This is a genomic window from Aeromonas sp. S11(2024), from assembly GCF_041402345.1.
In the GTDB taxonomy this organism is placed as follows: Bacteria; Pseudomonadota; Gammaproteobacteria; order Enterobacterales; family Aeromonadaceae; genus Aeromonas; species Aeromonas veronii.
The window spans coordinates 138,376-157,906 of sequence record NZ_JBGLRC010000008.1 but is presented as its reverse complement, the minus strand read 5'-3'; the positions used below and the strand labels follow the sequence as shown (position 1 = coordinate 157,906).

Here is a 19,531-nt window from a genome sequence, read left to right as displayed (position 1 = left end):
CGGCGCGAAGGGAGCGGAGTTCCCCCCGTTGTGTGAAGGCAAGACCACAAAAGTATGCGGTGCAAAAAGCCAATAAAAACAATGCCAGTCAGGCTTAACTGACTGGCATTAGACCCGCAGGTCGGCTTTTGCAATGCAGTGGCAAGATGCCGCTGATCAGAACTCGGCGGTACGCGGAGTACGCGGGAACGGGATCACGTCGCGGACGTTGCCCATGCCGGTCACGTAGACCACCAGACGCTCGAAGCCCAGACCGAAGCCGGAGTGCGGCACGGTACCGAAGCGACGCAGGTCGCGGTACCACCAGTAATCTTCCTTGTTCAGGCCCATCTCGGCCAGACGGGCATCCAGCACGTCCAGACGCTCTTCACGCTGGGAACCACCGATGATCTCGCCGATGCCCGGTGCCAGTACGTCCATCGCGGCAACGGTCTTGCCGTCGTCGTTGAGGCGCATGTAGAAGGCCTTGATATCTTTCGGGTAGTTCTTCACCACCACCGGAGACTTGAAGTGCTCCTCGGCTAGATAGCGCTCGTGCTCGGAGGAGAGATCGATACCCCAGGAGACCGGGAACTCGAACTTCTTGCCGCAGTTTTTCAGCACTTCGATGGCGTCGGTGTAGTCGATCTGGGCGAAGTCGGAGGAGACGAAACGCTCCAGACGGCCGATGGCATCCTTGTCCACGTGCTGGGCGAAGAACTCCAGATCGTCGCGACGCTCGGTCAGTACGGCGTTGAAGACATACTTCAGCATGGCTTCGGCCAAGGCGGCGTTATCTTCCAGATCGTTGAAGGCCACTTCCGGCTCAACCATCCAGAACTCGGCCAGGTGGCGGCTGGTGTTGGAGTTTTCAGCGCGGAAGGTCGGGCCGAAGGTATAAACCTTGGAGAGTGCGCAGGCATAGGTTTCGGCGTTCAGCTGACCGGATACGGTCAGGAAAGCCTCTTTGCCGAAGAAATCTTCGTTGTAGTCCACCTTGCCAGCGTCGGTGCGCGGCAGGTTTTCCATGTCCAGAGTGGAGACGCGGAACATCTCGCCGGCACCTTCGGTGTCAGAGGCGGTGATGAGCGGGGTCGCAACCCAGAGGAAACCCTCTTCGTGGAAGAAGCGGTGGATGGCTTGCGCCAGGCAGTGACGAACTCGGGTCACGGCGCCAACGATGTTGGTGCGCGGGCGCAGGTGGGCCTGTTCACGCAGGTATTCGATGCTGTGGCGCTTGGCGGCCATCGGGTAGGTGTCCGGATCTTCGACCCAGCCGACTACCTTCACCTCGGTCGCCTGCAGTTCGAAAGCCTGGCCGCTGCCCTGAGAGGCGGCAACCACGCCGGTCACTTCCACGGAGCAGGCAGTGGTCAGACGCAGCACTTCATTCTCGTAATTGGCCAAGGTATTGGGGACAACTGCCTGTACCGGATGGAAACAGGAGCCATCGGAAATGGCCAAAAATGAGATCCCCGCCTTGGAATCACGGCGAGTCCGGATCCACCCTTTGACAGTTTGGGTGGTGCCGACCGGATACTTACCGGCCAGCACATCTACTACGGATGCGTGCGTCATCGAAATATTGTCTCCAGCTTGTTCTTGCAGCGCTATTTGCAACACTAGGGAGTCTGGCCCGGGCACAGATGGCCCACCATGGCAGACTAAGCCGTCAATCTTACCCGCGCGGGTTTGATAAACAAGCAAAAATGTCGGACTCTGGTGGGGTTTTCGGCATGGTTCACTCAACAAGAGTGTCACGGGCGCAGGAGAGGTGGGTGAAAGATCGGCGGCATGGGCCAGATTGGCTGACACGGGTGTTGCAGGGGCTGGTGATGCTCTGCTGGGGCGGCTTTATCGTGCTGCTCTCCCTTTACCACTATGCCCGGCCCGAAATTGCCTACGGTTTTCTGGTCTATGGCGGGATCGAGGTGCGCGATTATTGGGACCCGGCCCTTACCCCCTGGCTGGTCTACGGGCTCTGGAGCTGCTGCGTCCTGACGCTGGCGGTGTTGCTGCTGGAGCGCAAGCGCAGCCGCCGTCAGGATGACTCCCGGCATGTCAATCTGGCCATCCTGCTATTGGTGCTGATCGCCAGCTTGCTCTTCTACTACGTCGGTTAAGCGCCCCGCCTCAGCGGGGCTGATCCGGCTCCTGCCTGCTGGCCTTGGTGCGCTTGCCGAGCTGGCGCTCCACGCTGTCGAGCATCTGGTTGTAGGCCACCGCCACCCGGCCAATCTCGTCGCCGTCATCCCCCTCCAGCCGGTGGCCGAAGTCGTGCAGGTCGGTGGCCTCTTCCATGGAGCGGGTCAACTGGTTGAGAGGGCGCACGATCCAGGTGCGGATGACCCAGAGGGTCAGCAGCAGTCCCATCCCGAAGATGCCGGTGAGAATGAGCGCCGAGGTGAGAATATTCTGCTCGACCCGGGTAAACAGCGAATCGAGGGAGTAGTCAAAGCGCACCGCACCAAGCACGGTGTTCTCCGGCACCAGATGACAGCTGGTGCAGTCGGTGCCGCGAAAATCCTTCTTGGCCAGCAGCGGTCGGGTCACTACCAGACGGCTGTGCATGCCGTTGTGCACCACCTCCAGGCTCCCTTTGCCCGCCAGAGCCAGCTCATCAAACTCATCTTTTACCTGTTCTGTCTCCCGTCCCGGCCCGAACTGTTTGCTCACCGCGTCGCCACGGACGATGCGGGCATCCTCCACATGGGCATGGTCGAGAAATTTGCCGCGCAGGGTATCGCGGGCATCCATCTTGCCGGTCAGCATCAGCATGTTGAGGCCGTCGAAATAGGCTTCGGTCTGCTCGCGGCTCTGCTCCTTGATGAGGGTCAGGATGAGATCGCGCTCGCGCACCGCCTGATAGGCTGCGGAGAAGACCAGCACCATGGAGAAGATGAAGAGCAGGAAAAAGTTGATTTTGGCAGCAATGGAGAGGCGCATGAGCAGTCTTTCTTGATGGTAAAACCGCAGCAGTTTACCCCTCTTGGGGCCTCAGGTCTGGTGTTTTGCTCACATTACGGCAAGTGAAACTGCACTGAAGTTGATAAAGTTGCCCTCTTTATATATCAAATGCGGGTAGCCAAACGGGCGGCAGCGATGGCCGCCCGCTGTATGCATTAAAACTCGCCTTCGGCGATGGCCTGACGGATGGCGCCGGTCAATACCCGCAGCTCTTCAGGGGTGATGACGAAGGGGGGCATCAGGTAGACCAGCTTGCCAAAGGGGCGGATCCAGGCGCCCAGTTCGACAAACTTGCGCTGGATGCGCGCTACATCTACCCGCTCTTTCATCTCCACCACCCCGATGGCGCCGAGCACCCGCACATCCGCGACCGCCGGGTGCAGGGTCAGCTCTACCAGTTCTGTTCGCAGCTGATGCTCGATGGCGCGCACCCGCTCCTGCCAAGGTGAGGCCAGCAGCAACTCGATGGAGGCGTTGGCCACCGCGCAGGCGAGCGGGTTGCCCATAAAAGTGGGGCCGTGCATAAAGACCCCCGCCTTGCCGTCACAGATGGTATGGGCGACATGCTCGGTGGTCAGGGTCGCCGAGAGGGTGAGGTAGCCGCCGGTGAGCGCCTTGCCCAGACACATGATGTCGGGGCAGATCCCCGCCCAGTCGCATGCAAACAGCTGGCCGGTGCGGCCAAAGCCGGTGGCAATCTCGTCAGCAATCAGCAGCACGCCGAATTCGTCGCACAGGGCGCGTACCCACTGCAGGTAGCGGGGGTGATAGAAGCGCATGCCGCCAGCGCCCTGCACTATGGGCTCAAGCACGATGGCGGCGATTTCTTCGTGATGATCCGCCATGAGCGTCGCCAGCTCCACCACGCACTGCTCGTCCCACTCGGCGTGGAAGCGGCAGCTGGGTGCTTCGACAAAATAGTGTTCCGGCAGGAATCCTTTGTAGAGCTCGTGCATGCCGCCATCGGGATCGCAGACGCTCATGGCGCCAAAGGTGTCGCCGTGATAGCCGCTGCGCAGGGCGACAAATTTGGCTCTGGGCGTCCCCTTGGCGTGCCAGTATTGCTGCGCCATCTTGAGCGCCACTTCCACTGCCACCGAGCCGGAATCGGCCAGAAATACCCGATCAAGCCCCTTCGGCGTGATCTCCACCAGCTTGCGGCAGAGCTCGACCGCCGGAGCGTGGGTCAGGCCGCCAAACATCACGTGGGACATCTTGCCGAGCTGGGCGGTGGCGGCGGCGTCCAGTTCCGGCACCTGATAGCCGTGCACGCAGGCCCACCAGGAGCTCATGCCATCCACCAGTTCGCGGCCATCGCTGAGGGTGATGGTCACCCCTTTGGCGCTGGCCACTTCATAGCAGGGCAGGGGGTGAGTGAGGGAGGTATAGGGGTGCCAGATGTGGTGCAGGTCGAATTCTTGATTGGTCATTTGCTGTTCTGTTGTCAATTGGTTTGATCTGGTCGGTGTTGACAGTCTACGCGTGCTCTCTACACTAGCCAACAATTTCAGCCACTTGGCACTGCGTATCACCCTGAGCGCGCAGGCCTGGCGGCGGGTTTTGTGGCCGTCCATCCCAAGATGGCGGACGCAGGATCCCACTAATAACAACCGGAAGCCATGTATGAATGCTCTCACCGTGGGCGGTCACGCCCTTCGTCATGACTGGACCCTCGCCGAGGTTCAGGCCCTGTTTGCCCTGCCATTCAACGATCTGCTGTTTCAGGCCCAGACCGTCCACCGCGCCCACTTTGACCCGAACGAAGTGCAGGTGAGTACTTTGCTCTCCATCAAGACCGGCGCCTGCCCGGAAGATTGCAAATACTGCCCCCAGAGCGCCCGTTACCACACCGGGCTTGAGGCCGAGCGGCTGATGGAGGTGGAAAAGGTGCTGGAGCGGGCCCGCGAAGCGAAGGCCAACGGCTCGTCACGCTTTTGCATGGGGGCCGCCTGGCGCAATCCCAAAGAGAAGGACATGCCCTACATCATCCGGATGATTGAGGAGGTGCGCGGGCTCGGTATGGAGACCTGCATGACGCTGGGGATGCTCACCGCCGATCAGGCGGCCCGTCTTGGCGCTGCGGGGCTCGATTACTACAACCACAACCTCGACACCTCGCCGGAGTTTTACGGCGAGATCATCTCCACCCGCACCTATCAGGATCGGCTCGATACCCTTGAGCATGTGCGCGGCGCGGGCATGAAGGTCTGCTCCGGCGGCATCGTCGGTATGGGCGAGCAGGCGAAAGATCGGGCGGGCCTGTTGATGGCGCTGGCCAATCTGCCCCGTCACCCTGAAAGCGTGCCCATCAACATGCTGGTCAAGGTGAAGGGGACGCCGCTGGAGGATCAGGAGAACCTCGATCCGTTCGAATTTATCCGCACCATCGCCGTGGCACGGATCATGATGCCCGCCTCCCATGTGCGCCTCTCTGCCGGGCGGGAGAAGATGAACGAGCAGATGCAGGCGATGTGCTTTATGGCGGGGGCCAACTCCATCTTCTACGGCTGCAAGTTGCTGACCACCCCCAACCCGGACGAAAACAGCGACATGCAGCTGTTCAAGCGGCTCGGCATTCGCCCCGCCCAGCGGGCCCAGAAGCCGGATCAGGTTCAAGAAGAGGAGCTGCTGGCCGAGGTGAGTCGCCAGAGCGAGCCCACCGAGATGTTTTATGACGCCACCCGCCCCCGTGAAGGGGCTACGCGGTCATGAACGGCCCTGCAGTAACGGGCCCCTTTGGATTGGGCAAGGCGCTGGCCGAGCGCGAGCAGGTCGGCCTGCTGCGCAACCGCATCGCGACCGACGGTGCGAGTGGCGGGCGGCTCAGGGTTGCGGGGCGCGATTACCTCAACTTTTCCGCCAACGACTATCTGGGACTGACAGATCACGGTGCCATCAAGGCCGCCTTCAATGCGGGGATTGAGCGCTATGGTGCGGGCTCCGGCGCCTCGCCGCTGGTGACCGGTTATAGCCGTGCCCACCAAGAGCTGGAGGAGACCCTGGCCGAGTGGCTCGGGGTGGAGGCGGTACTGCTGTTCAATTGCGGTTTTGCCGCCAATCAGGCGGTGCTCAAAGCCCTGCTCGGCAAGGAGCATCTGCTGTGGCAGGACAAACTCAACCACGCCTCTTTGCAGGAGATGGGCAGCCAGCTCCCTTGCAAGATGAAGCGTTTTGCCCACAACGATATGGCTGTTCTTGAGCGGCAGCTTGAGCCCAATCGCGGACTGATTGTCTCGGAAGGGGTGTTCAGCATGGACGGGGATCAGGGCCCTTGGCGCGATCTCGCAACCCTCGCCGCCCAAAGCGGCAACTGGCTGATGATCGACGATGCCCACGGCCTCGGCGTGCTGGGACCCGAGGGGCGCGGCACTCTGGCTGCGCAGGGGGTTCCTCCTGCCAGCGTACACATCCAGATGGGCACTTTTGGCAAGGCGCTCGGGGTTGCCGGTGCCTTTGTCGGTGGCAGTCGTGAGCTGGTGGAGTATCTGGTCAACTTCGCCCGCCACTATGTCTACAGCACCCATATGCCCGCCGCGCAGGCTTGCGCGGTCAGCAAGAGCATCGAACTGGTGCGCGAGGCTGATGAGTCCCGCGCCCATCTTGGCCAGCTGATCGCCCGCTTCCGGCAAGGGGCAAAGGCGCAGGGTTGGCAGCTTGGCGCGAGCGACACCCCGATCCAGCCGCTGCTGGTGGGGGAGAGCGTTGCTGCTTTGCAACTGGCTGAACGGCTGCGGGAGCGCGGCGTCTGGGTGAGCGCCATCCGCCCGCCCACGGTGCCAGTCGGTACGGCCCGGCTGCGTATTACCCTGAGCGCGGCTCACCGCGAGCAGGATGTGGATCGCTTGCTCGATGCCTTGGGGGTCTGCCCTGCTGCGACAACGGTTGGGGAGGCTCACCATGGCTGAGCGTTTTCAAACGGTCGACAAGGCGCAGCTTGCTCGCCGTTTCGGCGCCGCCGCTCGTCATTACGATGCCCATGCCCGTTTTCAGCAGGAGGTGGGTCAGGCGCTGCTGGAATGGATGCCGGACAGGCTGGTTGGCACTGATCTGACGGTGAGCGGGCTGGATCTGGGCTGCGGCACCGGCTTTTTCTTGCCCCAACTGGCGAACCGTTGTCACCTGCTGGTGGGGCTGGATCTCGCCCCCGGCATGCTGGCGCAGGCTGCCTTGCGTGGCAGCGGTGCTCGCCTGCTCTGCGGCGATGCGGAGCAGCTTCCTTTCACCGATAACGCGTTCGACTGGGTTTTCTCTAGTCTGGCGCTGCAGTGGTGCGAGCGTCCGGCCCAGGCTTTTGGCGAGCTGCTGCGGGTGGTCAAACCGGGCGGCCAGATCTTTTTCTCGACCCTGCTCGATGAGTCGCTCTGGCAGTTGCGAGCCGCTTGGCAGCAGCTTGATGGTCGCGCCCATGTCAATCGCTTCCTCAGCCTGCCACAATTGGAGCAGGCGCTGGCTAGCGCCGGGGTCTCTGCTCCCGAGCTGCGTTGTATCACCTGGGATCTCGCCTATCTTGAATTGCCGCAGTTGTTGCGCGATCTCAAGGGGATTGGGGCCAATCAGGTCAATGACAATCAGGGGCGCGCCGCCCCGGCCGGTCTGAGCGGGCGCGCCAGATTGCAGCAGCTGGCGCAGGCGTATGAGGCGTTTCGCCAGCCCGATGGCAGGCTGGTCGCCAGTTATCGGGTGTGCCTCGGCCGTCTCAGCAAGCCTCGCTGAGCGCCGGGAATCGCATTGTGTGCAGGGTAGTCAACGGGCCCTGCCAAGGAGAGAACCGTATGAAATCATTCTTTATCACCGGCACCGATACCGATGTGGGCAAGACGCTGGTGGCGCGCACCCTGCTGCGCGAATTCAGCGCACAGGGAATCAAGTGCGCGGGTTACAAGCCGGTCTCGGCCGGATGTGCCCGCACCCCGGACGGGCTGCGCAACCTGGATGCCGTTCTGTTGCAGGAGGCGGCGAGCCTGCCGCTGCCCTATGAGGTAGTCAATCCGTTCGCCTATGAGCCGCCGATTGCGCCCCATATCGCCGCCAGCGAGGCGCGCCAGCCTATCACCATGCAGGGGTTGAGCGAGGGGCTACGCAAGATTGAACAGGCCGGGGCCGAACTGGCGGTAGTGGAAGGGGCGGGGGGCTGGTATCTGCCGCTCGATCGCAAGCATCTGCTGTCGGACTGGGTCAAGCAGGAGAACATGGCGGTGATCATGGTGGTGGGGGCCAAGTTGGGTTGCCTCAACCATGCGCTGCTCACCTTTGCCGCCATTCGCAATGATCAGTTGCCGGTAGCGGGGTGGGTAATTAATCGGCTCCATGGTTCCATGAGCCATTATCAGGAAAATCTAGACACCCTGAGGGGCTTGCTGCCAGCCCCCTTTCTCGGCGAAATTCCGTTTATAAACAATCCGCTTGAAGCCGATTTGCAGGGGCGCCTCGATATCTCGCCGCTACTTTGACGGCATATTCAGCGAACATTCATCGAATCTCCCTAGAATGTCGACATTAACATGATCAGGTGGGGATCCCGAGTGATCCCCGGTCATGTCCCTTATCTTCACAAGGAGTCTATATGAAGCGAATTATGCTATTCCTGGTGACCAACCTGGCCGTCATGCTGGTGCTGGGGGTGGTACTCAATATCCTGTTCTCGGTTCTGGGGATCAACAAGTCCAGCATTTCCGGGCTGTTGATGTTCTGTGCCGTGTTCGGTTTTGGGGGTTCCTTTATCTCCTTGCTGATGTCCAAGTGGATGGCCAAGCGCAGCTATGGCGTCCAGGTCATCGAGCAACCCCGTAACGAGACTGAGCACTGGCTGGTGAGCACTGTGGCCCGTCAGGCCCGCGAAGCGGGTATCAAGATGCCGGAAGTGGGGATCTACGACTCCCCCGAGATGAACGCCTTTGCGACCGGTGCCCGCCGCGATGATTCGCTGGTGGCGGTCTCCTCCGGCCTGCTCTACAGCATGAGCCGTGACGAGGCGGAAGCGGTACTGGCCCACGAGGTGAGCCACGTGGCCAATGGCGACATGGTGACCCTGACCCTGATCCAGGGTGTAGTGAACACCTTCGTGATGTTCTTCGCCCGTATCGTGGCTGGCGTGATCAGCAACTTCTTCAGCTCCAACAACGAGGAAGAGAGCAGCAGCACCGGCGGTTTTGCCTACATGATCACCGTGTTCGTGCTGGAGATGCTGTTCGGCATTCTGGCCTCCATCATCGTCATGTGGTTCAGCCGTCAGCGCGAGTTCCGTGCCGATGCCGGTGCCGCCAAGTTGGCTGGTCGCGACAAGATGATTGCCGCCCTTGAGCGCCTCTCCCGCGGTGCCGAGCCGCAGCTGGAAGGCTCCATGATGGCCTTTGGCATCAACGGCAAGCGCTCCATGAGCGAGCTGTTCATGAGCCACCCGCCCATCGAGCAGCGTATCGCCGCCCTGCGTGGTTGATAGATGCTCAATGACGGGAGATGACCCCGAATAAAAAACGGCTGCCTTCGGGCAGCCGTTTTGCTTTTCAGCGTTCTTTAAAGCTTGAAGTGCCCCATCTCCTGGCGCAGTACCCGTGACAGCTGCTTGAGCTTGGCCGCCTCTTGGGATACATGGCGGGCGGCATCCCCCGATTGCTCTGATAGAGAGGTAATGTTGCCGACGGTAGAGACCACCTCGTTGGCTGCGGTGGACTGCTCGCGCAGGGTGTGGCTGATCTCCCCCATCAAACCGGTGAGGTTGGAGGCGTGGCTCTGGATGCTGGCGATCGCCTCGCCGGTCTGGTTAGCCAGCGTGACCCCGCGGGAGACGTTGTTGACCGTGTTTTCCATACTGCGGATGGAGGCATCGGCCCCGCTCTGGATCTTGCTGATCATCCCGGTGATCTGCTGGGTTGACGCCGCTGAGCGACTGGCCAGATTGCGCACCTCGTCGGCCACCACCGCAAAGCCGCGACCCTGTTCACCGGCCCGCGCTGCCTCGATGGCCGCGTTGAGAGCCAGCAGGTTGGTCTGATCGGCGATACCGCGGATCACCCCGATGATCTCCGAAATCTGCTGGGTATGGCCGTTGAGCTCGGAGATGGTGCTGGCCGCATCCCCCACTGTGGTGGAGATATTCTCGATGCTGCCAAGCGTCTCTTTAATGACCCCTGATCCCTCCTCCAGGGTATTGGCTGAGACCTTGCTCAGCTCGTCGGCATGGGTGGCATTGTCGGAGAGGTGGCTGATGCTCACCACCAGCTCCTCGATGGCGGCGGCCATGGTCTGGGTGCTGGTTTGCTGATCGGTGGCAAACTGGGCGGTCTGCTCGGCGATCTGGGCGATGCTGTCAGCAGAGTGGGACAGCTCCTCGGTGGAGTGGGAGACCTTGGCGATGATCCCCTTGAGGGTGGTCTGCATGCCGCCGAGCAGACCGATCAGGCTCTCTTTCGATCCTGGCGGCACCTTGATGGGGCGCGAGAAGTCCCCTTCCGCCATCATATGGAGATCGGTCTTGAGCTGTTCGACCGAGGTGCCCACCAGATCGAGCAGGGAACGATAAGTGCGCCAGAGGAAGAACATCAACACCAGACCGAGGGCGATAAAGAGATAGCGCAGCATGTCGGTATTGGTGATGGCGCTCTCGACTGCCTCATGGTTGCGCTGCTCCATCATCACGTAGAAGTCATCAATGGGGGACATGATGCGCCCCTTGTTCTGGTGATAGGCCTTGTCATGCATCATGGCGATGGCTTTTTGCTGGTTGACAACCGGGTCGCCATCGCTCTGCTGCACCAGCTTGAAGGCGGCGACCTCGGTGTTGACCAAGGCATCTGAGTTGTTTTTGGCCTCGTTCAGTTTGGCGAGTTCGCCGTCGGTGAAACCGGCATCCTTCATCAGGTCGATCAGGCCACGGCGAACATTGCTGTCGGGGCGGGGATTCTGGCCGTTGGCGGCGACAAAGTCCCAGTAGATACGGTTGTAGCCTTCCGGCCTGGGTTGCTCGCCGTTGCGAATGGCCAGGATCCGCATGTACTGCTGCTCGTAGGCTCGATCCTTGGTGATGACATAGGTGCGCCCGAGTCGGGTCAGATCATCGGAGGATTGGCGCAGCTCATCGGCCAGTAGGTAGGAGACATATTGTTGTCGATAACTCTCTTCCAGTTGTTTACCCGCCCAGCTATAGGCGAAAAACACCAGTGACAGCAGGACCAGGGTGATGACGGATAGCAGCAGGTTGAGCTGAAAGGCGGGCTTGTTCTGTTCCATGGTATGGGCGTCCTTTCCCTATGGCTGAGTGTCGTATGGAGCATCGCCAAGTCAATGGCTGGCAAGGCTTTTTGCTCTGAGAGTATAGGAAGGGAAACTCACAGATGAAGGCCGTGGGGACAAATTAAGGGCGGATCAGGTGAACAAGTGTGGATAAAGATGACCGGGGTCAATTCCCCGGTCATCTGGGGTGGCGTGAGTTAATGCGGCCCGATCACCCGATCATAGGATTTCAAGGTCGGTGAGCGGCACGGCGCAGCAGGCAAGGATCTTGCCCTCGGCCCGCTCGGCGGCGGTGATGGCGGGGGCGTCGGGGTGATCCACCTCGCCCGAGATCAGCGTCTGTTTGCAACTGCCGCAGATCCCGGCGCGGCAGCTCCAGGGCAGCTCAACTCCCTGCTTGTTGGCCTGATCCAGCACTGTGCCCTGATTGTTGCCGGTAAAGGCTTGGGCGCCGATACGCAGTTGTACCGCCTGATGGGGGCGGGCCACCGAGAGAATGGCGCCGCCAAAACTCTCCTGTTTGATCCGTGCGGCTGGAACGCCGAGGGCTGCCACTTTCGCTGCAGCATCGGCCATAAAGCCGTGGGGGCCGCAGATAAAGACCTCTTTTTCGGCCAGCCCTTTGATCAGTTGCAGATGCTCATCATTGAGTCGTCCTTGCAGCCCCTGCCAGTGGCTATCTGGCTGGCTAAGGATCAGGGTGAGCGTCATCCCCTGCTGCGCCATGGCATGCAGTTCGCTGGCGGCGGGTATGTCCGCTTCGCTGCGGCACAGGTGCATAAAGTGAACCTCTTCCAGCTCCCCGCGTAGCGCCAGGGTGCGCGCTATCGCCAGCATGGGGGTGACGCCGGAGCCTGCGGAGAGCAACAGTAGGTTGCGCTCGGACCCTAAGTGAAACTCGCCAGCGGGGTTGGCGGCCAGCAGCCGGTCGCCCACCTGCAGTTGCTGGTGCAGCCAGTGGGAGATGCGACCCCCCTCTACCTTCTTGACGCTGATGCTGTAACGCTCCGGATGATCTGGCGTGGAGCTCAAGGTATAGCGCCGCTGGATCCGTTCATTTTTGATATCGAGACTGATGGGCAGATGCTGGCCCGGCAGGTAGTCGGGCAGGGGCTCGCCATCGGCGGCTTCGAACCAGAAGGTCTCCAGACCCCGCGCCAGCGGTTCGCGGGCCACGCAGACCAGCTCCCGCTTCTTCGGTGCGGCGGCGGGATAGACCACCGGTCTGGTGCGCTCCAGCACCTCGATCTCGCTGCCAGCCTCAATCCACCCCTCGTTCAGGGCGATCAGGTTCTGGCCGAAGTAGACCTCGCCATCCTCGCCACGGCGGTAGCGGGTGAGGGTGGCCAGCGGCTCTTTCAGGGCGTTGAAACGATCGGTGCCTGCTTCCACCGTGGTCATGATGCAGCGGCTGCAGGGCTTGACCACCTTGAATTCCACCTCACCGATGCGGATGCGCACCCAGCTGTCCTCCTCGAAGGGCTGGGTATTGTTTGCCACCAGATTGGTGCGGAACTGGCTCATCTGATGCAGCGCATCGGAGCGCAGATTGAGATCCTCAAGGGAGGCTTGGCTTATCAGCAGCAGCGGATAACCGTCGGCAAAGCTGACCCGGGTGCCGGTCTTTTCACGAAAGCGATCAGAGGTTTCACCCAGCCAGAGCAGTTGCACCGTTTCCCCTGCCACCCGGCTCAGCCACCCATCGGCTTTGGGGTCGGTGTGCAGGGCGGTGAAACGGTCGCTCCAGACTCCGGTAGCTTGCGGGGCGCAGCTGAAGTCGGCCTCTTGCAGGGTGAGCGGTTCAAAGCCCGGATAGCGCAGTTGCAAGCCCCCTTCGATGGGGGTGGCCACGACCTGTTGCAGTTGGGGATGGGTTCGGGCGGTGATAAAGGTGCCGTCCGGTTTGACCACCATGTAGCGGCGATCCCCTGCCAGTCCCTCTTCGGTCACCCGGGCGCGAGCCAGCGGCATACCTGCAGTCGATTTGATGGGGTAGAGGTGAATGCTGTCTAGCCTGGGCATCTTCATATCCTTGTGACGCGGCGTGATCGCCTGGAAAAAGGGGAACATAACGGTTCCCCGGCGATCCGGCAATCCTTTCAAGGGGGCGGTCTATAGTTGGGAAAACAGAACAAGAGGGCATCGGGATGAAAATAAGCTGGTTGCTGGCGGGGAGCCTTTTTTGCCACGGGCTCTGGGCGCAGGAGCTGACCCTGACCACGGGAGAGTATCCCCCTTACTGCTCCGAGACGCTGAAATATCAGGGGCTTATTCCTCATGTAGTGAGCGAGGCATTCAAGAGTGAAGGGGTGAGCGTCAAGTTCCAGTTTCTGCCCTGGAAACGGGCCTTTCGCCTGTCGGAGGAGGGAGTGGTGGATGGCACAGTCCACTGGTATGAGTCGAGCGAGCGGCGCAAAACCCATCTCTACAGCGATCCCATCCTGAGCGAGACCTACGTCTGGTTCTATCTCAAGTCAGATCCGCTGGAATGGCGTGGCTATCAGGATCTGGCGGATCGCAAGCTGGCTGCGGTCAGTGGCTATACCTACAATGCAGATTTTTTTGCAGCCATCGCGCAGGTGCCGCTGCAGGTGCAGTTTGTCACCCGGCTGCGCCAGAGCTTTGATCTGCTGCTCTCCGGCCGCGCCGACCTGACCCTGGAGAACATAGATGTCGGCTACTACTCCCTGCGTCAGTTCTACCCTGCCAGCACGGTCGATCTTTTTGCAACCCATTCAAAACCCGTGATGAAGGTCGAAGGTCACCTGTTGATCAGCCGCAAGCGCGCTAACGCTGACGAATTGATCAAAACCTTCAATCGGGGGCTCGCCAAACTGAAAGCCAGCGGTCAGCTGGAGAAGATGTTACTTGAGTCACGTTCTGGTCTCTATGAACCATAAAGTGCAACATTTTTTGATCCTGATTCGCTAATCAGTACAAAAAAGCGGCCATTATCGACTCAGTTCCCAGTTTCTAACGCTTTCGCTTCTTCCCCATCCGGCCACCGTCCGCTTCGGCTACACGGTATCAAGCGCCATCGGGTGGGGCCTGTCACACAAAAAGAAGAAAGCAATGTATGAGCAAACAACTGGACATGACCCCATTGCCGGATCTCTCCCTGAAAACGGGAACAGGCCCGGTGCGTACCCGGCTACCCGTCTGGCGGCCGGCCCTGCCACCCTGCAATCACGCCTGCCCGGCTGGAGAAAATATCCAGGCCTGGCTCTCTTTGGCGCAGGCCGGCCGTTTTGAGGCTGCCTGGCAGACCCTGATCGAAGAGAACCCTTTGCCCGCCATTCATGGCCGGGTCTGTTATCACCCCTGCGAGAGCGCTTGCAACCGCGGGCAGGTGGATGAATCCGTCTCTATCCACGCCATCGAGCGTTTCCTCGGCGACGAAGCGCTGGCCCGTGGTTGGCAGCCAGCTCCACCAGCCCCTGCCAGCGGCAAGAAGGTGTTGGTCATAGGCGCCGGCCCCTCCGGCCTCTCCTGCGCCTGGCACCTCAACCGGCTCGGCCATCAGGTGGAGATCCGCGAAGCGGGGCCGCTTGCCGGCGGCATGCTGCGTTTTGGTATTCCCGCCTACCGTTTGCCCCGCGACGTGCTGGATCGGGAGGTGGCCCGCATCGTGGCGGCCGGGGTGACGCTAACCCTCAACCACAAGGTGGAGGATGTGCTGCGCGAGCGCGACGAGGGGGGCTTTGATGCCGTCTTTATGGCCATCGGCGCCCATCTGGCCAAGCGGGTCGATATTCCGGCCCGGGAAGCGGGCAAGATCCTCGATGCGGTGAGCTTCCTCGAACAGGCCAGTCTGGCCGAAGAGCAGGGCTTGCCGCCCCCCAAACTGGGACGGCGGGTGGCCATCTACGGCGGCGGCAACACCGCCATGGACGCAGCCCGCACTGCTCGTCGCCTCGGTGTGGAAGAGGCGATGATCATCTACCGCCGCGACCGGGATCATATGCCCGCTCACGCCTTCGAAGCCGACGAGGCCGAGGAGGAGGGGATCAAGATCAACTGGCTGCGCAGCATTCGCCAGCTCGACAATACCCATATCGAGGTGGAGGTGATGGCGCTGGATGCCGAGGGCAAACCGGTGCCCACCGGCAAGTTTGAAACCCTCGAGGCGGACTCCCTTATTCTGGCGCTCGGTCAGGAGGTCGACCTCTCGGTGCTGGAGAGCATTCCCGGCGTGCGGGTCAACAAGGAAGGGGTCGTACAGGTGGCGGGCAACCTGATGACGGATGTGCCGGGTCTGTTTGCAGGCGGCGACATGGTGCCCTCCGAGCGCACCGTTACCATCGCCACCGGCCACGGCAAGAAGGCGGCACGCCATATGGATGCCTGGCTGCGCGGTCGCCACTACCACAAACCGCTCTCCTACCCGCTGGTGGGGCCGGAACAGCTGCAACTCTGGTTCCAGACCCACGCGCCCGCCAGCAGTCAGCCGGTCAAACCGGCGTGGGCGCGGGACGACTTTGGCGAGATCATCGGCGGGCTGGATGAGGTGGCCGCCCGCTACGAGGCGGCGCGCTGCTACTCCTGCGGCAACTGCTTCGAGTGCGACGGCTGCTATGGCAGCTGCCCCGAGCAGGCCATCGCCAAGCTGGGGCCGGGCAAAGGCTATCAGGTGGATGCCGAGCGCTGCACCGGCTGCGGTGCCTGTCACGACCAGTGTCCTTGTCACGCCATCGAGCTGCGCCAACCGGAGGAGTCCCAATGAAACATGAACTGATCATGGTCGATGGCAACGAAGCCGCGGCCCGGGTGGCGTACCAGCTGAGTGAAGTGTGTGCCATCTACCCCATCACCCCGAGCTCGACCATGGCCGAACTGGCCGATGCCTGGGCGGCGGAGGGGCAGACCAACCTGTGGGGCAACATTCCCACCGTAGTGGAGATGCAGAGCGAAGGGGGGGCGGCCGGTACGGTACACGGCGCCCTGCAGGCGGGGGCGCTCGCCACCACCTTCACCGCCAGTCAGGGGCTGATGCTGATGCTGCCCAACATGTACAAGATTGCCGGTGAGCTGACCTCGGCGGTGTTCCATGTGGCGGCCCGTTCGCTGGCGGCGCAGGGGCTGTCGATCTTTGGCGACCATCAGGATGTGATGGCGGCGCGCAGCACCGGTTTTGCCATGCTTGCCTCCGGCTCGGTGCAGGAGGCGCAGGACCTGGCCTTGGTTGCCCACAGCGTCACCCTGCAGTGCCGGGTGCCCTTTATCCACTTCTTCGACGGGTTCCGTACCTCCCACGAGGTGAACAAGATCACCGCATTGCATAAAGATGAGATCCGGGCCCTTATCGACAACGACTGGGTGCGCGCCCACCGTGCGCGGGCGCTCAACCCGGATCATCCGGTGATGCGTGGCACCGCCCAGAACCCAGATACCTATTTCCAATCCCGCGAGAGCGTCAACCCCTTCTACGAAGCGGTACCGGCGCGGGTGCAGCAGTGCATGGACAACCTGGGCGAGCTGACCGGCCGGCACTACCGGCTGGTGGAGTACCACGGCGCGCCCGATGCCACCGACGTCATCGTGCTGATGGGCTCGGGGGCGGCTACCGCCCGCACCACCGTGGATTGGCTCAACCGGCAGGATCGCAAGACCGGGGTACTGGTCATTCGCCTCTATCGCCCCTTCCCGGTACAGGCGCTGCTCGACGCGCTGCCGCAGAGCGTGCGGCGCATGGCGGTGCTGGATCGCACCAAGGAGCCGGGGGCGGGCGGCGAGCCGCTGCTGCTGGATGTGCAGAGTGCCCTTATCGATGGCTTGCAGCGCGGTCTTATCAAGCGGCTGCCCTGGCTCAGTGGTGGCCGTTACGGCCTCTCGTCCAAAGAGTTCACCCCCGCCATGTGCGCGGCGGTATTCGAGGAGCTGGCATCCGATGCACCGCGCCCGCGCTTTACCGTGGGGATCGTCGATGATGTGTCGGGCCTCAGTCTGGCCTGGCATCCCATCGGCGATCTGGAGCCTGCCAGCCGGGTGCGGGCGCTCTTCTTCGGCCTCGGCGCCGACGGCACAGTCGGCGCCAACAAAAACAGCATCAAGATCATCGGCGAGCTGGAGGGGTTCCACGCTCAGGGCTACTTCGTCTACGACTCCAAGAAGTCGGGCTCGCGCACCGTCTCCCACCTGCGCTTTGGCCCCGAGCCCATCGACGCCCCCTGGCTTATCGAGCAGGCGAGCTTTATCGGTTGCCACCAGTGGGGTTTTGTCGAATCGGTCGATCTGCTGGAGCATGCCGCCGAAGGGGCGACCCTGCTGCTCAATGCTCCCTATGAGCCTGACCGTGTCTGGGCCGAGCTCCCCGAGCGGCTGCGTGCCCGCATCCGCGCCCTCGATATCCGCCTCTACTGCATCGATGGGGATCGGGTGGCCGAGCGCAACGGCATGGGCAATCGCATCAACACCATTATGCAGACCTGTTTCTTCGCGCTGGCTGGCATCTTGCCGCGGGATGAGGCGATTGCGCTGATCAAGGAGAGCATCGAGAAGAGCTATGCCCGCAAGGGGCCCGAAGTGGTTGAGCGCAACTTCGCGGCGGTGGATGACACCCTGGCCCACCTCCATCAGGTGGCCATCCCGGCCGGTGAGGAGCAGATCAGCGACTATCCGCTGCCATTGGCGCCCGGCGGCAGTGAGTTTGTCCAGCGGGTCACCGGCGAGATGCTGGCGGGGCGCGGCGATCTGATCCCCGTCTCCATGCTGCCGGTGGATGGCACTTACCCCACCGCCACCAGCCGCTTCGAGAAGCGGGATATCGCCCGCGAGATCCCGATTTGGCATTCGGATATCTGCATCCAGTGCGGCAACTGTGTCTTTGTCTGCCCCCACGCGGCGCTGCGGGCCAAGTTCTACCATCAGGACTGGCTGGCGACGGCCCCCGAGGCGGCGCAATCGGTACCCGTCACCGCCAAGGGGTTTCCCGACAGCCGCTACACATTGCAGCTCTATCCGGAGGATTGCACCGGTTGTGGCCAGTGCGTGCAGGCTTGTCCGGTGCGGGCCGGAGCGGATGAGAGCCATGAAGGCGAGCGGGCCATCGCCATGATGGACAAGGCGCCGCATCTGGCAGGCCAGAAGCAGGCGCTGCGCTGGTTCGAGAGCCTGCCGTGGCCTGCCCGCGAGCGGGTGGATTTCTCCACGGTGCGCGGTGCCCAGTTCCTCGAACCCCTGTTCGAGTTCTCCGGTGCCTGCGCCGGTTGTGGCGAGACCCCGTACCTCAAGCTGCTGACCCAGCTGTTTGGCGATCGCATGCTGGTGGCCAATGCCACCGGTTGCTCCTCCATCTACGGCGGCAACTTGCCGACTACCCCGTGGGCCAAGAACGGCGAAGGGAAGGGGCCGGCTTGGTCGAACTCCCTGTTTGAGGACAACGCCGAGTTTGGCTTTGGTTTTCGTCTCACCGCCGATCAGCATCACGGTCAGGCGGTGGCGGCCCTCGAAGCGATGAAGGGGGAGTTGGGTGAGGCATTGGTCGAGTCGCTTATCAACTCTCCGCAGCGGCTGGAGTCGGAGATCCGCGCCCAGCGTACCCGGGTGGCGCAAGTGCGCGAGCGGCTGGAAGAGGTGAAGTCCGGCAAGGCCCGCGAGCTGCTATCGCTTATCGATCAACTGGTGCGCCGCTCGGTCTGGATCATCGGCGGCGATGGCTGGGCCTATGACATCGGTTCGGCGGGGCTCGATCATGTGCTCGCCTCCGGCCGCGATGTGAACGTGCTGGTGATGGATACCGAGGTCTACTCCAACACCGGCGGCCAGATGTCGAAATCGACCCCGCTCGGCGCCGTCGCCAAGTTCGCGGCGGGGGGTAAGACGCTGGCCAAGAAGGATGTGGCGTTGCAAGCCATCTCCTACGGCAACGTCTATGTTGCCCGCATCGCCTTTGGTGCCAATCCGCAGCAGGCGCTGCAGGCCTTGCGTGAGGCCGAAGCCTATCCGGGCCCGTCGCTGATCATCGCCTACAGCCACTGTATCGCCCACGGCATCGATATGGAGTTTGGCCTGACCCAGCAAAAACGGGCCGTGGCCTCCGGTCACTGGCCGTTGATGCGCTACAACCCGGTATTGCGCAGTGCGGGGCAGAACCCCTTCAGCCTCGACAGTCTGCGCCCCTCCATCCCCCTTGCTGAATATCGGCAGGAGGAGACCCGTTATCGGGTGCTGGCCCAGAGCCATCCGGAGGAGGCCGAGCGGCTGATGCAGGTAGCGCAAAAAGTGGCGTGGCAGAAGTGGGCCACCTACGAGGAGATGGCCACCCGCGAGGCCAGCCATTTCCATCCGCTGGTGTGAGGATGGGCGAGTGAAATATAACCAAGCGGGCCAATGGCCCGCTTTTTGTATCGGGAGACTA

Annotated in this window: 14 protein-coding genes; 9 read left to right on the top strand and 5 right to left on the bottom strand. The window is 62.0% G+C overall.

The features are described 5' to 3' along the window. Positions 1–156: 156 nt before the first annotated feature. Entirely contained in the window at positions 157–1,557 is a 1,401-nt protein-coding gene (gene asnS / locus ACB040_RS09580; protein WP_043818544.1) for an asparagine--tRNA ligase, read from the bottom strand. 200 nt (positions 1,558–1,757) lie between these two features. Here asnS and ACB040_RS09575 point away from each other — a divergent pair, with 200 nt between their 5' ends. Continuing rightward, positions 1,758–2,102 (top strand): hypothetical protein, encoded by a 345-nt coding sequence (locus tag ACB040_RS09575; protein ID WP_279498045.1) that lies wholly within the window; start codon positions 1,758–1,760, stop codon positions 2,100–2,102. Positions 2,103–2,112: 10 nt separating this feature from the next. On the opposite strand, the gene ACB040_RS09570 is transcribed toward ACB040_RS09575, so the two are convergent. Beyond that, a complete protein-coding gene (locus tag ACB040_RS09570; protein WP_005350472.1) occupies positions 2,113–2,925 on the bottom strand; it encodes a HAMP domain-containing protein in 813 nt (270 codons plus the stop codon). A 176-nt stretch (positions 2,926–3,101) separates the two neighbouring features. After that, on the bottom strand, positions 3,102–4,376 hold the full coding sequence (gene bioA / locus ACB040_RS09565; RefSeq protein WP_335832087.1) for an adenosylmethionine--8-amino-7-oxononanoate transaminase: 1,275 nt from the start codon (positions 4,374–4,376) through the stop codon (positions 3,102–3,104). A 193-nt stretch (positions 4,377–4,569) separates the two neighbouring features. On the opposite strand from bioA, the gene bioB reads away from it, so the two are divergent. The 5 genes from bioB to htpX all read left to right on the top strand — a co-directional run bounded on the left by bioB (position 4,570) and on the right by htpX (position 9,382). Further along, complete coding sequence (gene bioB / locus ACB040_RS09560; protein WP_227273348.1) at positions 4,570–5,658, top strand: biotin synthase BioB; 1,089 nt, start codon at positions 4,570–4,572, stop codon at positions 5,656–5,658. Then, the gene (gene bioF, locus ACB040_RS09555) at positions 5,655–6,851 is read left to right on the top strand and encodes an 8-amino-7-oxononanoate synthase (protein ID WP_338771737.1); all 1,197 of its coding nucleotides are present in this window, start codon (positions 5,655–5,657) and stop codon (positions 6,849–6,851) included. The genes bioB and bioF overlap by 4 nt, the downstream gene beginning before the upstream one ends. Beyond that, positions 6,844–7,659 (top strand): malonyl-ACP O-methyltransferase BioC, encoded by an 816-nt coding sequence (gene bioC / locus ACB040_RS09550; RefSeq protein ID WP_338771734.1) that lies wholly within the window; start codon positions 6,844–6,846, stop codon positions 7,657–7,659. Before bioF ends, bioC begins: the two co-directional genes overlap by 8 nt. Positions 7,660–7,718: 59 nt before the next feature. Continuing rightward, on the top strand, positions 7,719–8,396 hold the full coding sequence (bioD, locus tag ACB040_RS09545; RefSeq protein WP_005337893.1) for a dethiobiotin synthase: 678 nt from the start codon (positions 7,719–7,721) through the stop codon (positions 8,394–8,396). 113 nt (positions 8,397–8,509) lie between these two features. Further along, positions 8,510–9,382 (top strand): protease HtpX, encoded by an 873-nt coding sequence (gene htpX, locus ACB040_RS09540; RefSeq protein ID WP_069527876.1) that lies wholly within the window; start codon positions 8,510–8,512, stop codon positions 9,380–9,382. Between the two features lie 77 nt (positions 9,383–9,459). Here htpX and ACB040_RS09535 read toward each other — a convergent pair whose 3' ends face one another. Together ACB040_RS09535 and ACB040_RS09530 are read right to left on the bottom strand one after the other, a co-directional pair. Next, positions 9,460–11,172 (bottom strand): methyl-accepting chemotaxis protein, encoded by a 1,713-nt coding sequence (locus ACB040_RS09535; RefSeq protein WP_338771729.1) that lies wholly within the window; start codon positions 11,170–11,172, stop codon positions 9,460–9,462. A gap of 222 nt (positions 11,173–11,394) precedes the next feature. Next, positions 11,395–13,245, bottom strand: a complete 1,851-nt coding sequence (locus ACB040_RS09530; RefSeq protein ID WP_371154426.1) for an MOSC N-terminal beta barrel domain-containing protein — start codon at positions 13,243–13,245, stop codon at positions 11,395–11,397. 77 nt (positions 13,246–13,322) lie between these two features. On the opposite strand from ACB040_RS09530, the gene ACB040_RS09525 reads away from it, so the two are divergent. The 3 genes from ACB040_RS09525 to nifJ all read left to right on the top strand — a co-directional run bounded on the left by ACB040_RS09525 (position 13,323) and on the right by nifJ (position 19,470). Continuing rightward, a complete protein-coding gene (locus tag ACB040_RS09525) occupies positions 13,323–14,075 on the top strand; it encodes an ABC transporter substrate-binding protein (protein ID WP_005337880.1) in 753 nt (250 codons plus the stop codon). Positions 14,076–14,251: 176 nt separating this feature from the next. Then, a complete protein-coding gene (locus ACB040_RS09520) occupies positions 14,252–15,898 on the top strand; it encodes an NAD(P)-binding protein (protein ID WP_371154428.1) in 1,647 nt (548 codons plus the stop codon). Beyond that, positions 15,895–19,470 carry a pyruvate:ferredoxin (flavodoxin) oxidoreductase gene (gene nifJ, locus ACB040_RS09515; protein ID WP_371154430.1) on the top strand — a complete coding sequence of 1,192 codons (3,576 nt, stop codon included), beginning with the start codon at positions 15,895–15,897 and terminating at the stop codon, positions 19,468–19,470. The genes ACB040_RS09520 and nifJ overlap by 4 nt, the downstream gene beginning before the upstream one ends. Positions 19,471–19,531: the final 61 nt, after the last annotated feature.

What these genes read in the sequence shown, in the direction of transcription:
- bioF (WP_338771737.1), top strand. Translation starts at nt 5,655, where the DNA reads ATGAACGGCCCTGCAGTAACGGGCCCCTTTGGATTGGGCAAGGCGCTG.
- nifJ (WP_371154430.1), top strand. Translation starts at nt 15,895, where the DNA reads ATGAAACATGAACTGATCATGGTCGATGGCAACGAAGCCGCGGCCCGG.
- ACB040_RS09530 (WP_371154426.1), bottom strand. Translation starts at nt 13,245, where the DNA reads ATGTTCCCCTTTTTCCAGGCGATCACGCCGCGTCACAAGGATATGAAG.
- bioC (WP_338771734.1), top strand. Translation starts at nt 6,844, where the DNA reads ATGGCTGAGCGTTTTCAAACGGTCGACAAGGCGCAGCTTGCTCGCCGT.
- ACB040_RS09535 (WP_338771729.1), bottom strand. Translation starts at nt 11,172, where the DNA reads ATGGAACAGAACAAGCCCGCCTTTCAGCTCAACCTGCTGCTATCCGTC.
- bioD (WP_005337893.1), top strand. Translation starts at nt 7,719, where the DNA reads ATGAAATCATTCTTTATCACCGGCACCGATACCGATGTGGGCAAGACG.
- asnS (WP_043818544.1), bottom strand. Translation starts at nt 1,557, where the DNA reads ATGACGCACGCATCCGTAGTAGATGTGCTGGCCGGTAAGTATCCGGTC.
- bioB (WP_227273348.1), top strand. Translation starts at nt 4,570, where the DNA reads ATGAATGCTCTCACCGTGGGCGGTCACGCCCTTCGTCATGACTGGACC.
- bioA (WP_335832087.1), bottom strand. Translation starts at nt 4,376, where the DNA reads ATGACCAATCAAGAATTCGACCTGCACCACATCTGGCACCCCTATACC.
- ACB040_RS09570 (WP_005350472.1), bottom strand. Translation starts at nt 2,925, where the DNA reads ATGCGCCTCTCCATTGCTGCCAAAATCAACTTTTTCCTGCTCTTCATC.
- htpX (WP_069527876.1), top strand. Translation starts at nt 8,510, where the DNA reads ATGAAGCGAATTATGCTATTCCTGGTGACCAACCTGGCCGTCATGCTG.
- ACB040_RS09520 (WP_371154428.1), top strand. Translation starts at nt 14,252, where the DNA reads ATGAGCAAACAACTGGACATGACCCCATTGCCGGATCTCTCCCTGAAA.
- ACB040_RS09525 (WP_005337880.1), top strand. Translation starts at nt 13,323, where the DNA reads ATGAAAATAAGCTGGTTGCTGGCGGGGAGCCTTTTTTGCCACGGGCTC.